Raw genomic sequence first — 15,315 nt, forward strand, 5'->3', positions numbered from 1 at the left:
AAAACTTTTCAAAATTCACAACAATATCATTTAGTTCCAGAGTTTTTGCAATTTCTAACTTAAGCAAATTTTCTATAGGAATTTTACTTCTTCCATGATTATCTTTAAAATACTTTCTAATTGGTTCTGTAAATTCACTATTTTCAGGTGCTTTTCTTAATATTGCACTAATAACTTCTAAAGCTGATAATCTCAAAGTTGTACTCCTTTTTTTAGCCATGGAGAGAATATAATTAGATAATATACTGAGATTATCATAATAAGGTTCTAGAGGAATATACTTTGCAGTTTCTAGCAGAAATAATTGTGACTCATTGCTGCCTAGATTTAATGCCCCATAATACTCCATTAGTACGTTCCTATACGCAGGAATAAGAGCTTTTCTTCCATTTTCAAACAACGAGTTCACCATGATTCTTGTGCTATAGCCTATCCAAGTTTTATGTCCTGGTATTATTTTATGACTTGGATAAAGTAATAGCTGTAAGTACTCTTTAAATAATCCCACGCTAGTTACCATAGGTTTTTCTAAAACTACATTTTTAGGTATTTCCTTATTATAGTCCTCATCATAAATAGCAATTAAGGCTCCAATTAACTCTGCACAATGCCGTCTTATATCATCTTCTGGATGCATAAGATAATCATATAAAAAGTTTATAGTTTGAAGTTTTTGTTTTTGAGTTAAGTAAGTAGAGTATTCCTGAAAAACTCTTATATATTGTCTTAGATTTTTCCAATGACTTTCACTTCTTGCCTGTTCAAAGATTTCCTCTATAGAGTATTCATCACGAAGGGCGTACATCAGCTTAATGTTATGGTTTATTGAAAGAAATTTTAAATTTCGAACTATAGTTTTTCCCTGCATTAATGAATAAATAGGTTTTTCTATGAGTGTTAGATTTTGATTTTCTTCTAAAGTAGTGTTAACACCAAGACTTCTTAAATAATCTTCAAAGTCTTTAAGCTTTGCATAAACTCTTCTATACCTTTTTTCCTTTGCCTCATCCACATTTTCTAGTTTTTCAAGAATTACTTGAAAGGAATCTTCTAGGGAGAAGATGTGCATTTTAAAGCCTTCACTACTTTGAATATTTTTCACTCTAAAATCTGAATATATTAAAACTAAGTTTTCTAAGGATAGGTTTTCCAATTCCAAATCCCAAGTAGAGTGGTTTATGGCTACATTTCTTATATAATTTATATTATGTTTTTTAAACCAAAGATCTGTGTAATAGTAATGTAAATGTGGAACTCTCTTAAGTTCTTCACCTTTACAACCATATTTTCCAATATCATGACCTGCTGCTGCTCCTGAGACTCTTCCTAAATCTATAGGAAGGTTCTTTAGCTTTAATTGTCTTCCAATATATAAAGAAAGATGATGCACTCCACAAATGTGATCTAAGGTGTTGTATCCAAAAACTTCTCCATTAAGCTTCATCATTTCATATATATAATCTTTTTTAAAAGCTTTGAGAAACTTTGTATATTCCTCATCACTTTCTAATGCTGAAACTTCACCTTCTGCCAGGAACTTCATTGGATATTGACTTTGCCATGTGCTATCCTCTGAATTCTTTTGAAAGTCAGAAATAATTCTTAATACTTTAAGATAAACCTCACAGGCTATATTTAAATAGGGACTAAGTTCTATGGTTACTGCCTCAGGAAAAGACTTGCTTAGCGCATAGTTATACAAATACTCCAACCACTTTTTTCCCGTATCATCTTCATTTAATTCTCTTAATAGAAAATCATGATTTTCATTTAGGTTGTTTTGCTTTTTAATTGTTTCAAAGGTGTCATTCATAAGCCATTGACACATAAAAAAAGTTCTTTTACAGCTAAAATCCCCGTTTTCTATGATCTTATTTAAATTGTCTTTATATGAAGTTGTGCTTAAATGCTTTGAAATAATGGCCTTAGGAATATTATTAATTCTTAAATATCTTGAGTTTAATAGTTTTCGAGATATTTTTTGATGAAGTTCTTTAAAACTTATGTTTCCCATGTGTGTCCTCCTAATAAAAATTTGAAATTATTCTTCTGATTTTCCCTTATTTATAAGGTAACCAAATTTATGATTTACTTATTCATAACTCTATATTGGTTTCTATAACCCTTTTTATTTTAACTAAATTATGTTTTCACCTTAAAAATCCATACTATAATATTTAAATTATACCCCTATAATAGTGTTATTTACAGTATATAGAAAATAAAAACAAGTTCTAGTAGAAGCTAACTTACACTTTTACTACAACATCATTATATTAACATTTTATCTGTACTTGTTTTCATTAAATCATACTAACACTATTATCTATGTTTTCTAACCAATTAATAAATAACTTCTGGCAGAATCGTAAAATCAATTTTATAGCAATTCAACTTAATTTGTTTTATAATACTTAAGGGATTTTCTAATAAAGAACAAGTTCATTTTGTTCTACTACTTCTAAAAAAGATTTAGTTTATTCCAAAGTTTATGTGGAACTAACTATCCTCTTTTGATGAGATGTAATCCTTATCCTCAGAAAATATCCTTAAAAGGAGCGTGTATTATGAACATTAATATAGATGTATTAAATAATAATAAACCCTTTATAGAGTTTTTGAAAAAAGAAATAGTTTTGATTCTTGCTTTATCTCTAGGAATATTCTCTTCCTTTTGGACAACTCCTAAGTTGGAATATATTGACTTTAAAGTATTAATACTACTTTTCAATTTAATGATTGTAGTAGCAGCTTATAATGATTTACAGGTTCTTGATACCATTGCTATTTCAATGCTAAAAAGAAGTACAAGTTATAAAAAGCTTAGCCTAGCATTAGTAGGTTTAACTTTCTTTGCCTCAATGCTGGTAACTAATGATGTTGCTCTTATAACCTTTGTGCCTTTAACTCTCATTATTGGTAAAAAAGTCAATGTTAATGTATTAAAGCTAGTAATATTTCAAACCTTGGCTGCGAATTTAGGTAGTAGTTTAACCCCTATGGGAAATCCACAAAATCTTTATATTTATTCCTTCTATAATATTCATCCCTGGGAGTTTTTCAAAATCACTGCCCCTTTAATGGTTTTAGGGATTGTATTTTTATTTGTATTAATTAATACGGAGAAAAATAGTGTACATGCCTTTGAATTAGAAGCTATTAATATGAAGGATAAAACTCAAACTATTATTTTCTCAGTTTTGTTTTTTATAATTATTCTATCGGTATTTCATGTAATAGATTATAAAATAACTTTTATATTAACTATAATTACTGTATTTATATTAAATAAAAAGTTATTTCTCCATGTGGATTATAGTTTGCTTATTACCTTTATAGGTTTCTTTATTTTTATAGGAAATATATCAAACCTGCACGGAGTAAAGTCTGTTATGTCAACTTTTTTAGGAAGTGAAACTTCTACTTACTTTAGTGGAATCCTCCTTAGTCAGGTAATCAGTAATGTGCCTGCTACTATGCTACTTTCTAAATTTACAACCTTTTATAAGGATCTACTGCTTGGAGCAAATATAGGTGGTATGGGAACTCTCATAGCTTCCCTTGCCAGTGTAATTTCCTATAAACTTTATGCAAATGAATATTCCTATGAAAATAGTAGATACATAAAAACTTTTACAGCATATAACTTAATTGGGTTAGTTATTTTTGTTCCTATTATTTATTTTTTGCTGAGATTTTTATAATTTATATAAAAATTGAAGAAATAACAGCTTAAACCTGAGTTTCTTTACTCAACTGTAATCTTTTATAATACTTTTTTACAAACATAAAGTTATTTCACTAATTATTCTTTAAAGCCTTGATATGCACCATATAAATTTCTTGTATATAAAAAAATGCAAATATCTCTTAGATATTTGCATTTTATATTTACTATAGTTTTTATAATATATTTTGTTATAACATTTTTTCTACTAGAGCAAACACAATTTCAAAACCTATGAGTAATATAACTATCCATTCTAATGTGTTTCCCTTTTTTGAATGCATAAGGGTAGAAAATACTTCTATAACATCTAGTAATACTTCTGTCTTATTTTTAATCTTCTCAAATCTTTCAGACAGATCAAATAAATCAATTAGCTGCATGTAAAGATCTTCTACATACTCATCTTTCCAAGCTATATCAGGTTTATCAAGTAGCATTACATAAGCTACAATTTCGTATTTTGAACGAAGTATTCTTGATGCTAATTTTGCTAGGCTTTTATCCTTTAACTGAAATACACCTTTATCTAAATAATCCATGATATACTCTACATCGTCAGATAATATTTCTACATCTTTTTCAATCTTATCTAGTGATGTGGATTTAGCTAATACTAAAGCTAGGGTAGACATATAGGATTCTTTTAACTCTCCTATTATCATGTAATTAAAATTGATTTCTAGTTCATGTCCTTCAATAACCTGAAGTATAAAGTCTTCTGTAGAAAAGTTTTTGTTCATATTTTTGAAGCCCTTGCTATTTATATTATGTAAGTACTTAATTGCATCCATAGCCTCATGGTATTCAAAATTAACAAAAACTACACTACCGAAGTGATATAAAAATATATATTTATTTTCAGTGTTCGCCACTATTCCGCTTAAATTATTTTCCTTTAAAATAAGGGTATCTTCCCACTTAAATTTCTTATTAACATTAAAATGTTTGGCGATAATATCCAATTCAATTTCATCACAAGTATCGTAAGCATTAAATTTATAATTCCTCATTTTACTCCTTGACCTTAAAAAGCTTTATAAACTTTATAAAATCAAAATTCCCTCCTCAACATCAATTATATAAGTAGTAATAAAGATATTTCTTTCTTAAAACAACCACCTACTTATATTAACTACATATCTTATAATCCTTTTATTATACTATATAATATATATTAATACCATAATTAAAAAAATTAATCAATTAATGTGTTATCTAAACTATAGATAAACCTAGTAAAATCCATGAGTTACTAGGTTTATCCTATTTGAGGTGTAACTACTTCTTTAATATTCTATTTGTACCTTACTTCCACCTTCACCTGGCTTCGCTGGAGTCACAATAAGCTTTATAGGTATTCTTTGTTTTAGCTCCTCTACATGGCTTATAATTCCAACGGACAACTTTCCATGATGAAGTCTTTCAAGTGAAGACATCACAACATCTAAAAGCTCTGAATCTAAGGTTCCAAATCCTTCATCTAAGAAAAAGAACTCCAGTGGCGCACTTCCTTTAAGTTGAATTTGTGAAGAAAGAGCTAGTGCTAATGCTAAGGAAGCTAAGAAGGTTTCCCCCCCTGATAAAGTAGTGGTACTTCTTCTTTCTCCTCCATTAAAATCATCTACTATTATGAAGTTTCCTTCCTCATCAATCTCAATAGCATATCGATCTCTACTTATACCTCTTAATTGCTTTGAAGCTTCCTTTGCAATATATTTAAGCTGATGTTTAGCTACATACTCCACAAACTTATTACCTTGAATAGCTTTATCAATTTGATTTATTAGTTCTAATTTTTTGCTGACTTTTTTCTTCTTTTCAAATAACTCTTTACATTTTTCTAAGGCAACATTCATTTCTTTATAACTATGAGATTTTTTAATAAGGTTATCGTGATTTTCTTCTAGGGAAGTAATTATTTCTAATAGCATTTTTTCTACTTCTCTATATTGTTCTTCACTTATTTCCTCTCCCTTTAGCTTCTCTTGAACAGATTTGATATTACTTTTTGTTATGGATAATTCATCTTCAAAGGTTCTTATCCATGTTTTCATTTTTTGAAGTACATCAATATCCATTATAAAAGTAACTGCTTCCTGTTTATTTATAAAGCCATTTTCTTCTAAGGATATATTTAGTTTGTACATTTGCTCGTGCCTTAAATTTTCTAAGGTAAGTTTTTCTCTAAGCAAGGCTTCTTTATACTTTGCAGCTTCAATTAAATCATTATTTATCTTTTCGTATTTTATTTTAGCATCTTCATATGCTTTACTAATAGCAATGACCTTTGTGTTTAAAGCCTCTAAATCAGCTATAGGATTTTCTCCCTGATATCTTTCCTTTAACTCTTTTTCCTTTTCTTCAATTTGATCTTTTATAGCCTTTCCTTGAGTTTCTACTTCTTGTCTTTTAATTTTACAATCATTAATTTCCTTGTTTAGGTTTTCTAAAATCTTATCTTTTTCCTCTTTTTCTTCTCTTAATTCCTTATTTTTCTTTTCCACTTCTTGTGCAATTTTTTCTCTTAATTGTATTTTCTTCATTTCTTCTTTTAAATCTTTAAGTTGCAACTCTTCTTTTAAATTTATATATTCTTTTTCCACAAGTAAAAGTTGTTGTTGTTTTTTTAGCTTAACTTCTTCTCTTTCAAATCTGTTTTTCTTTTCTGTTTCAACTAATGATTTTAAAGATGAAGCTACAATGCCTAGCTGTCCTAAGGTTGTGGTTAAACTTAAGATTTCTAAATTCAATTTATTTTTATCTTCTTCATATAGTTTTATATTTTTACTAAGATTGTTTAGCTCTTCTTCTTTAATTCCTAATTCTTCAATTAATGCATTTATATCAATGTTCTCATCAATATCCTTGTAACCCATTAATCTTTGCATAAGATTTTCTTCTTTAGTTAGGGTTTTTGCAATATTAATTTTTTCATCATTTAACTCATTTTTATGTTTTTCTATTTCGATTTCTAGATTTTTAAATTCCTCTTCCTTATCTTGCAAAAGTGCATTATCCATCTCTGTTGCTAAATTGACATGGTGAGTAGAACCACATACTGGACAAGGGTTTCCTTCTTGTAATTCTTTAGCAAGGACACTAGCTCGATTGTTTTCAAGGATTTTATTAATTTCTACCTTTGTACTTTCGTATTTCTCTTTTAGAATAGAAATCTTATCTAATAGAGCTTTTTCTCCTTGTAATTTTATTTCCTTTTGTAGTGAATTTTCTTCTAATTCATTAATAAGACTCTTCTTCTCTTTCACTTTTTCCTGGAGGTTAGAAAACTTATTTTTTTCTTCAATTATTTTCTTTTGCATATCATTGACTATGCTTATATCACCAGGACACCTTAAAGCATCTAACTTCGAGTTTTCTTGATTTAGTGCTTTTGATTTTTTTTCAAAGTCTTTCTCTTTATGTAAAAGCTCCTGATGTTTATCTTCGATAAGCTTATCTCTTTTTTCTAAGTCTAAATTAAGCTCTTTTATTTCCTTCACTAGTATTTCATATTCTTTTTCTACATCAATTGCCATTTGGAGTCTACTTCTAAACTCTGCATCCACTTTGTTTTCATTTAAGACTATTTCATTTTTTTCTAAGGATTCCTTGCATTGATCTAAAGAAAATTTAATCTCAGCATAAGTTTTTTCCTTTAAGCTTATTAAATCTCTTAAATCATTCCATTTCTTTGCAGGGACTTTTCTATCTTCCTTTAGCTTATCCATTTGTTTTATTATGTCTATAATCACTTTAAGTTCTTCTTGTTTCTTAATAATCACAGGGATTTTATTATTTCTCTCTTCTTCTTTAATAACAAAATCTTCCTTTGAAATTTTTACACTGTCCTCTAAAGATGAGATATCCTTTGCTGTTTTTTCTAGGGTATCACTATTTATCTTTAATTTTTCCTCAGTAGAATTTAAGTTATCTATATTATCTTTTATCTTATTTGCTTTTTCACCCTTATCTAAGGCTATTTTATTTATCTCATATTCTTCCCTTTTGCTTTCAAGTGCATCTAAAGCCAGTTTATATTTAGTTACTTCCCTTTGAAGATTCCAAAGTTCTTTATATTTATTAAACTTTTCTTCGCCTTCAGCCTTTTGATTCTTTAGCTCTTCCTCTTTAAGTGTTAATATATTTATTTCTTGTGCTAAAGCTTCATAAGCATCTTCACTTATGCCTTCAAAGTTTTTTAATTCACCTTCTAGTTTTGTTTCTTCAGTTAAATTTTTATTTCTTTCTCTTCGAACTTTATCTATAAGTTCTCTTCCATACTTTTCGAGGTTGAAAATCCGCTCAAGCATATTTCTTCTTTCTAATCCCGTAAGCTTTAAAAATTCACTAAACTTACCTTGAGGTAGCACAACAGAGCGGGTAAAGTCATCTAAACTTAGGCCTAAGATATCTTCAACCTGCTTTTTTACCTCAGTACCTTTTTCAGCAATAACATTACTGATTTCACCATCCAAAGAGAGTAATCTTGCGGCCTTAGTTTTATAGGAACCGTGTTTATCTCTAGTTATGTTTCTTTCAGCAATATAGGTTTTTCTCTTATCTCCCTCGCCAATTTCAAATTCTATACTTACAGTAGTAAAATTTGTATTAGTATTTATAAATCCTTGATCATTCTTAGAGGCTCTGCTTATTTCTCCATAAAGAGCTAAAGTAATAGCATCTAAAATACTTGATTTCCCACTACCTGTTGGCCCAAAGATTCCAAAAAGGCCCTTCTCTGTAAGCTTAGAGAATTCTATTTTCTGCTCATCTAAAAAACTGTTTAATCCTTTAATTTTCAGTAATTTCGGTTTCATTACTCTGCTCCTCCTCTCCATATATGATTTCCATGAAGGTGTCCATTAGTTCTTCCTGAGGTTCTACCCCATTCCTATTTTTGAAGAATTCTAAAAACAAGCTCTCTATAGATTCATCCTGGAGGGAGAACTCTTCCTCTTCTTCATCATTGCAACCCTTTATCTTAGGTTTAATTTCCAAAATATCTTTTTTATAAGTTTTCATAAGTTTTATTTCTTCTTGCTCAATAATTCTATCTGTTTCTATTTCTAGATATACCCAGGATTCCCGCTGTGTATTTTTCATACACATTTCTATAGCCTCTTCTATGTTTTTACACTTCCAAATATCTATAGGTTTATAATTTTTAAATAACACCTTTCTTATCTCTGAAACTTTTCCCACTTTTATATCCGCAATATAGCATCCCTTACTTTGGTTAGCTTCACTTTTGCTGTATTGAAGAGGTGAGCCAGCGTAGAAAACTTGTCCACTGCTTTTTATTTGTTGGGATCCATGTAAATGCCCAAGAGCTACATAGTGTGCGTTATCTGGAAAACTTGAAGCTCTTACAGCTAAAGTTCCACCTAATTGAATAGCTCTTTCAGACCCACTTTCTTCTCCTCCAATTACAAAAAGGTGAGATGCAACTATATTTATAGTATCTTCTCTAAACTTATTTTTTCTTTCATCAAAAAACTGTTTTATTCTATCACTATATCCCTTAAAAGCCTCATCTTCCTCCATACTGATAGATAAAACTTCATTAAGTCTTTTTTCACTTGGATAAGGCAGGGTTATTACTACAGCTTTTTCTCCGTTAATTTCCACTTCAAAGTATCCCTCTCCGCTATCAATAACACCATGATTTCCACATTTACCAATTTCTATTTTGCTTTTTGGTTTATCTACAATAATTATTCCATCTTCAAAAGCCAGTGGGCTTGATGCTACTAACCTATCTGGATTATCATGATTTCCTGCAATTATTAGAACTATTCTCTCACCATTATTGCTAATTCTTTTCGCTGCTCTATAAAATAATTTCTCTGCTCCTGCTGGAGGATTACTATTATCATATATATCTCCAGAAATTATCACCAGTTGGACATTATTTTCTTCTACTATACCTATAAAATCTTCTATAAATTGTTCCTGTTCTTCCAGTCTACTAGAGCCTTCTAAGTATTTTCCAAGGTGCCAATCTCCTGTATGTAATATTTTCATGTAATCACCATCCTTTGAGTTTCTTACTATTCTTTAATTATAGCCTAAATTTGAAACATAGTAAAAAGCCATATTATAGTACTTCATCGAAAATAGTTTATACCTTTAGAATATAACTACTGCTCTTATGAAATAATAAATTTATATATAAGGCATCTTTAAATATAACTATTGAATATGCTTAGTTTATTTTGTGTCATACTGGTTTAGAAGCATTTATTGATAATATAACTAGCAATACACCCTATTTTCTTGCCAATATAAGGTTTTTTATGAACTCAAAATATCCTTGGCATCTTTGACATGTTACTTTATCTCAAATGCCTAATGAATGAAAGGAAGTTATAGAAATGAATTTAAATATAGATGAATCATTAGTTTGTCCAAAATGTAACTCTAGTCATTTCGAAATGAAACGTGAAGCAACTTACGTGTATACCTATGAAGTAAATCCCCCAGATATGGCTTCCGATATGAAGGACTCAAAAGAGGTTCCTTACCTTTTTGATAATAGAGAGCAAATTAATGAAAAAGAGTATTTAATTTGTAAGGAATGTAATTCTACTTTCCCCTGCTCAGTTGATAAAGACAATAATAAAATAACTCTTACAATTTTACAAAAGGCAATTCGTGCAGACCATCAAGAAAAACCTGAGTTCTGGGGTTAGAGTTCTTATATTGTACAAATCTCATTCAAGCTAAAAGGATTTACTTAATTTGTAAATCCTTTTTTGTTAGGTATTTTTTTAAAATTCGTATTATAACCTTAAGTCATGTATAATCTTCAAAAGTAAATAGAAAAAAGTACTATCTTTAATTAAGCCCCTGGGCAAAATATAAAGAATTTTCTAACTATTATTAATTAAATTATAAAAATGGACTGAATATAGATATTTATACACCTATATTCAGTCCATTAATTCTAAGGATCTAATATATCAACCTGTGAATATACTACTGTATTTGTATTATATTTTTCCCATAAACCTTATCAATAGAAAATCTTAAATACCTCTATTTTTTTAAAGAAAACAAAATCCCAGTGTTATCTTTACATAATTATTTCATTCCAAATGCCTTATTCAGGATAAACATATATATTTTCAGGAGTTTTGATGTTTTCAATTTTGCTTACCTTAATTATTGGTAGTATTAAATCTGTATTAGTTACAGTGTCTCTATATTCTATTTCTTCAATTATACCTTCTACACTAACCCAAGCATCTTTTTTAAATTCAAAAGCCCTGTCCAACTTTGCCATTATCCCTATTACCTGTGCATCAGCTGCACAACAATCCATGGACATTCTTGCAATAACAAATTCATCCTCTTTGAACTCTTTTTTTCTTAATACAAACCCACTTATGGCGATTTTTTTTCCTTTATATTTATTTAAGTTTGTTCCTAACTCATTAACTGCTTTATAGAAATTTTCATCTCCTATTACTACAACACCATCCTTTTCTATGGAAGCGCCATACTGATGCTCTTTTATACTAGCATCATCTTTAATAACCTCATCTTTTGAATTATTGGAACTAGGCACTTTAAGCTTATCATTCTTCACATAGTTAGGTAAATTTACACCCTTATTTGTGATAATAGATAAGTTTAAACCTCCTTCAGCAGCTGTAAAACCAATAAATAAAGTCAATATTAGTATCATATGACTTTTACTTACTGGCCTATTAGTTTTAGGAGAAAATATTTTATTCCCTTGATATAAGGTGAGGACAATGAAAACAACAAGTGAAAAAATTATATATTTAACCATTTTAGGACTAATAAAGCTATTAACTTTTCCAGTGGCAAGTAGATAAAAAGTAAAGGTAGAGAAACCTAAGAGTACAATAAAGGTTAAAAACTCTTCCACATTAAACTTTCTCATTTAAATCACCCCTAACAGTGACATTACATTGGTATAAGAAGTTATGACGAAAATTACTAAAACTATATAAATAATGAACTTAGCTGCTACCTTACCTTTAAAGTTTCCAAAAATCATAAATGCATTTTTTATATCAAGCATTGGACCTAGAAGTAGAAAACCTAAAATTGAACCTATGGTAAACTGTGACATAAAGGAACTTGCAATAAAGGCATCTGCTTCCGAACATATTGATAGAGTAAAGGCTAGCATCATCATAACAGCAATGGATGCTATAGGTTTATTTCCTACTGATGAAATTAAGCTCCTTGAAATTAAAGTTTGGAAAATTCCTGATATAAAAGCTCCAAGGATTAAATACTTACTTATAGATAAAAATTCTTTAGTAGTGTGGTCGAGAATTACTCTAAATTTTGATTGATACTTGTATAAACCATTGTTACTATCACAACCACAGTAACATCCGCTATTTAAGGAATAATCCTTATTTTTAAGAGGTGATGAATTGCCTTCTTCTACTATTGATATCAATACCCCTACAGTTATGGCTGCTAAAATTCCAAAGCCACCTCTCATTAGCACTACTGAGGGTTTGTCATAAAAGGCATAATAAGTTGATAAAAGCACCACTGGATTCACAATGGGTACTGCTAACATAAAGGTTACCCCAAAGCCCAAAGGAAGTCCCTTTTTTATAAGTCTTTTTGCAATTGGAATAATTGCACACTCACATACTGGAAAGATAAATCCCATTAGTGATGCTGCCACAAACCCTAAAACCTTATTTTTAGGTATTATTTTAGCTATGGTTTCTTCTGATATAAATACTTGAATTAATGCAGAAACCAACGCTCCCAATAAAATGAAAGGGGTTGCCTCGAGAACTATGCTAATAAATATAACAGAAAAATTTTCTAGTACGGAAAAATTTATACTCTGCATGTCTATCAACTTAATCATATTAACTGCGATGAATACTACCACCACAATATAAAGAAATATTATAAGATTCCTATTATAACTAACTCTATTTTCCACTGTTCTTCTCCTTTTGATATGTTTGCGGCGAATTTAAAAAGTCCTTCAATAGCAAGTCGCATTTTTTTAAGAATCCCTTATGAAATAAATTACTATCTTTAAGCACCTGTTTCATATCACTGTGTTCTTTCACCTCTAAAATTGGAATAAACCTATTTTGTTGATTCAAGGTTTTTTCTATGGATTTTAAGATATCCTTAGAGATATCTTCAGTATTATTAAGAATTATTAAATTACTAATTTCAACACAAGGAAGTAAAAATCTACCCATGTTATTTAAGTACATATGGAAAGTTGCCCCTTCTGAAAGGTAATAGGTGGTGGTTAATTTGCAATGTGATTTTAAATGTTTGCTATGGATTAAATCTAGTAGCTTTTGAATCTCCTTTGTACCATTAAATTCAATAATTATTCTATGAGGATTACTTCTTTGCAAAATTGCACTAAAATTATTCTCTATAAGCTCTTCATAGTTAACATCTAATAGGGTAACTCTTTCATCATTTTGAAGGTCCTTCTCTATTTCTGTTTCGCCACTTTCGAACTGAAGAATAACCACTCTTTCCCCTTTTACTAAGGTATCTTCCAAAAGAGCATTGATAAAGGTAGTTTTTCCAGAGCCAATAAACCCTGTAACAATTTCAACATCTGATTTCATCATAAATTGCACCTCTACTTCGAACTTAGGAACAAGTTTCTAATAGCTTCCTTATTTAATCCGCTTCCAATGATACAAACTCTTCCTGTATATTCGGCGTGACTGTCTCTTATTTGAAATTCCTCTGGCACATAGTCAAATTGTATCCATTTATTTTCTTCTGTTTCCACAATTCCCTTTGCTCTAATCACAGTTCCATAAGCTTTATTCTTTTCCATTCTTTCCAAGAAATTTTGTAACGATATTCTATCGAAAACCTTAGGAGTTTCTATTCCAACAGTTTGAAACACTTCATTTGCCTTATGATTCAAAGTAGTATTAACTCTTGCTGTTCCAATTGGCTTTTTTACAAGATTAATCCCTTCAAGATTATCTTCTTTATTCTTACTCTCTCCTATGGTCACTATTTTTGCCCCATTTATACTATCCCAAGGTGTGGTTATTATTTTTGCCTTATGGTTAATTTTCTGCAACTTTTCCACAAGATTTACAAGTTTTTCTAAGGATAGTTTTTGACTCCTACTTATAACTAAAGTATTTGCATTTTGAATTTGGTTTTTATAAAATTCACTGAAGTTTTTAATATAGGCATCATATTTTAATCCATCAACAACTGTAATAATCATGTTTAATTCTGCAAACTTCTTTATCTGTTCCCCCTTACATACATTTATAACATCCGATAATTTTCCTACCCCTGAAGGCTCAATGATAATTCTGCTAGGCTTATACTTTTCTATTACTTCTTTAATAGCTTCATTAAAATCTGAAGATACTGTACAACATATACAGCCTGCATTTATTTCCTTAACTTCAATATTGGACTTTCTTAAAATGCTACCATCAATTCCTACTTCTCCAAATTCATTTTCAATTATTACTATATTTTCATTTTGCAGTTTTTCACTTAATAACTTCTTAATGAGCATGGTTTTTCCCGCTCCTAAGAACCCTGAAAAAATATCTATCTTTGTTTTCAATGTCTCTCTCCCCCCATATTCTTGTATTGTTATATTCTTAAGTTCATATAAATAAATTCATTGCTTGCTAACTACTAAATGGAGTCAATGACCTATAAAAAAGCAATTTATGCTCATTTAAATTTATATTTCAGCAAAACTAAATTTATTCATAAACTTAACTCTATTTAGGATAATAATAACTTAATAAAAAAAGAAGTAAATGCAAATAATTAGCATTTACTTCTTTACTAGGCACTTTAATTTACAAAGTTCTTATGATTATTTTCCTTAAAATTTTAAAGTTCTTCATTTAAATAAATTCATCTTATTTACCTAAGACTTAGAAAAAGATTTAACTACCATCGAAAGAAAATTTAACATATATACTTTGAAAAAGTTATTAAATCCATATTGCTGTTGTACTATTTACTCTTTAAATTTAATCATCTCCACAAAATATTTATGAAAACTTAAATCCTCAGTAAGTTCTGGATGAAAAGAGGTAGCAAGCATGTTATATTCCTTACAAGCCACTATATTACCTTCAATCTCACATAAAACTTCTACGTTCCCCCAAATATTTTCTACATAAGGAGCACGAATAAACACTAGTGGTATTGGGTTCTCTGAAACTTCTTTTATAAACTTTATAGTTTTAAAGCTATTTAACTGACTTCCATATGCATTTCTTTTAACTTCTATATTCATCATATTTAAATGAGTCTTTGAATCATTATTAATTTTTTTTGCAAGAAGTATCATTCCTGCACAAGTGCCCCAAACAGGAAGTCCTTGCTCTATTCTTTTTCTTAGAGGCTCAATAAGAGAGAAATCTTGTAACAACTTACCAATGGCAGTGCTTTCGCCTCCTGGTATTATTAATCCTTCCACCATATCTAATTCTTCTTTAGTTTTAACTTCTATTGCCTTCACCTTAGAAATTCTTTGAAGTTTTTCTAAGTGTTCTCTTACAGCTCCTTGAATACTCAGTACACCTACTGTAACCATAATTTTC

The 15,315-nt window shown here is 29.4% G+C and carries 10 protein-coding genes and 1 pseudogene; 2 read left to right on the forward strand and 9 right to left on the reverse strand.

What is annotated here, in order from left to right; all coding sequences use genetic code 11:
* Positions 1-2,014, reverse strand: a pseudogene (locus tag RR409_RS09090) (cytidyltransferase); the annotation flags it as partial.
* Positions 2,015-2,567: 553 nt separating this feature from the next.
* Between RR409_RS09090 and RR409_RS09095 the strand changes: the two are divergent.
* Positions 2,568-3,704: an SLC13 family permease gene (locus tag RR409_RS09095; RefSeq protein ID WP_332557429.1), complete on the forward strand. Its 1,137-nt coding sequence runs from the start codon at positions 2,568-2,570 to the stop codon at positions 3,702-3,704.
* A gap of 214 nt (positions 3,705-3,918) precedes the next feature.
* Here RR409_RS09095 and RR409_RS09100 read toward each other — a convergent pair whose 3' ends face one another.
* The 3 genes from RR409_RS09100 to RR409_RS09110 form a co-directional block, all read right to left on the reverse strand.
* On the reverse strand, positions 3,919-4,740 hold the full coding sequence (locus tag RR409_RS09100) for an RMD1 family protein (RefSeq protein WP_332557430.1): 822 nt from the start codon (positions 4,738-4,740) through the stop codon (positions 3,919-3,921).
* Between the two features lie 276 nt (positions 4,741-5,016).
* Complete coding sequence (locus tag RR409_RS09105; protein WP_332557431.1) at positions 5,017-8,547, reverse strand: AAA family ATPase; 3,531 nt, start codon at positions 8,545-8,547, stop codon at positions 5,017-5,019.
* A complete protein-coding gene (locus RR409_RS09110) occupies positions 8,522-9,754 on the reverse strand; it encodes an exonuclease SbcCD subunit D C-terminal domain-containing protein (protein ID WP_332557432.1) in 1,233 nt (410 codons plus the stop codon). Before RR409_RS09110 ends, RR409_RS09105 begins: the two co-directional genes overlap by 26 nt.
* 350 nt (positions 9,755-10,104) lie before the next feature.
* Between RR409_RS09110 and RR409_RS09115 the strand changes: the two genes are divergently transcribed.
* On the forward strand, positions 10,105-10,422 hold the full coding sequence (locus RR409_RS09115; RefSeq protein WP_332557433.1) for a hypothetical protein: 318 nt from the start codon (positions 10,105-10,107) through the stop codon (positions 10,420-10,422).
* A 410-nt stretch (positions 10,423-10,832) separates the two neighbouring features.
* Here RR409_RS09115 and RR409_RS09120 read toward each other — a convergent pair whose 3' ends face one another.
* The 5 genes from RR409_RS09120 to pdxT form a co-directional block, all read right to left on the reverse strand.
* Positions 10,833-11,642, reverse strand: coding sequence for a TIGR03943 family protein (locus RR409_RS09120; protein WP_332557434.1), 810 nt, complete (start codon positions 11,640-11,642; stop codon positions 10,833-10,835).
* Positions 11,643-12,680, reverse strand: a complete 1,038-nt coding sequence (locus RR409_RS09125) for a permease (RefSeq protein WP_332557435.1) — start codon at positions 12,678-12,680, stop codon at positions 11,643-11,645.
* On the reverse strand, positions 12,670-13,341 hold the full coding sequence (locus RR409_RS09130) for a GTP-binding protein (protein ID WP_332557436.1): 672 nt from the start codon (positions 13,339-13,341) through the stop codon (positions 12,670-12,672). The genes RR409_RS09125 and RR409_RS09130 overlap by 11 nt, the downstream gene beginning before the upstream one ends.
* A gap of 11 nt (positions 13,342-13,352) precedes the next feature.
* On the reverse strand, positions 13,353-14,318 hold the full coding sequence (locus RR409_RS09135; protein ID WP_332557437.1) for a GTP-binding protein: 966 nt from the start codon (positions 14,316-14,318) through the stop codon (positions 13,353-13,355).
* A gap of 408 nt (positions 14,319-14,726) precedes the next feature.
* A complete protein-coding gene (gene pdxT / locus RR409_RS09140) occupies positions 14,727-15,308 on the reverse strand; it encodes a pyridoxal 5'-phosphate synthase glutaminase subunit PdxT (RefSeq protein ID WP_332557438.1) in 582 nt (193 codons plus the stop codon).
* Between the last annotated feature and the right edge of the window lie 7 nt (positions 15,309-15,315).

It is taken from the genome of Clostridium sp. (genome assembly GCF_036642255.1).
In the GTDB taxonomy this organism is placed as follows: Bacteria; Bacillota; Clostridia; order Clostridiales; family Clostridiaceae; genus Clostridium_J.

Bases quoted from the DNA above. Each gene is read 5' to 3' on its own strand.
- RR409_RS09095 (WP_332557429.1), top strand. From the start codon at position 2,568: ATGAACATTAATATAGATGTATTAAATAATAATAAACCCTTTATAGAG.
- RR409_RS09100 (WP_332557430.1), bottom strand. From the start codon at position 4,740: ATGAGGAATTATAAATTTAATGCTTACGATACTTGTGATGAAATTGAA.
- RR409_RS09105 (WP_332557431.1), bottom strand. From the start codon at position 8,547: ATGAAACCGAAATTACTGAAAATTAAAGGATTAAACAGTTTTTTAGAT.
- RR409_RS09110 (WP_332557432.1), bottom strand. From the start codon at position 9,754: ATGAAAATATTACATACAGGAGATTGGCACCTTGGAAAATACTTAGAA.
- RR409_RS09115 (WP_332557433.1), top strand. From the start codon at position 10,105: ATGAATTTAAATATAGATGAATCATTAGTTTGTCCAAAATGTAACTCT.
- RR409_RS09120 (WP_332557434.1), bottom strand. From the start codon at position 11,642: ATGAGAAAGTTTAATGTGGAAGAGTTTTTAACCTTTATTGTACTCTTA.
- RR409_RS09130 (WP_332557436.1), bottom strand. From the start codon at position 13,341: ATGATGAAATCAGATGTTGAAATTGTTACAGGGTTTATTGGCTCTGGA.
- pdxT (WP_332557438.1), bottom strand. From the start codon at position 15,308: ATGGTTACAGTAGGTGTACTGAGTATTCAAGGAGCTGTAAGAGAACAC.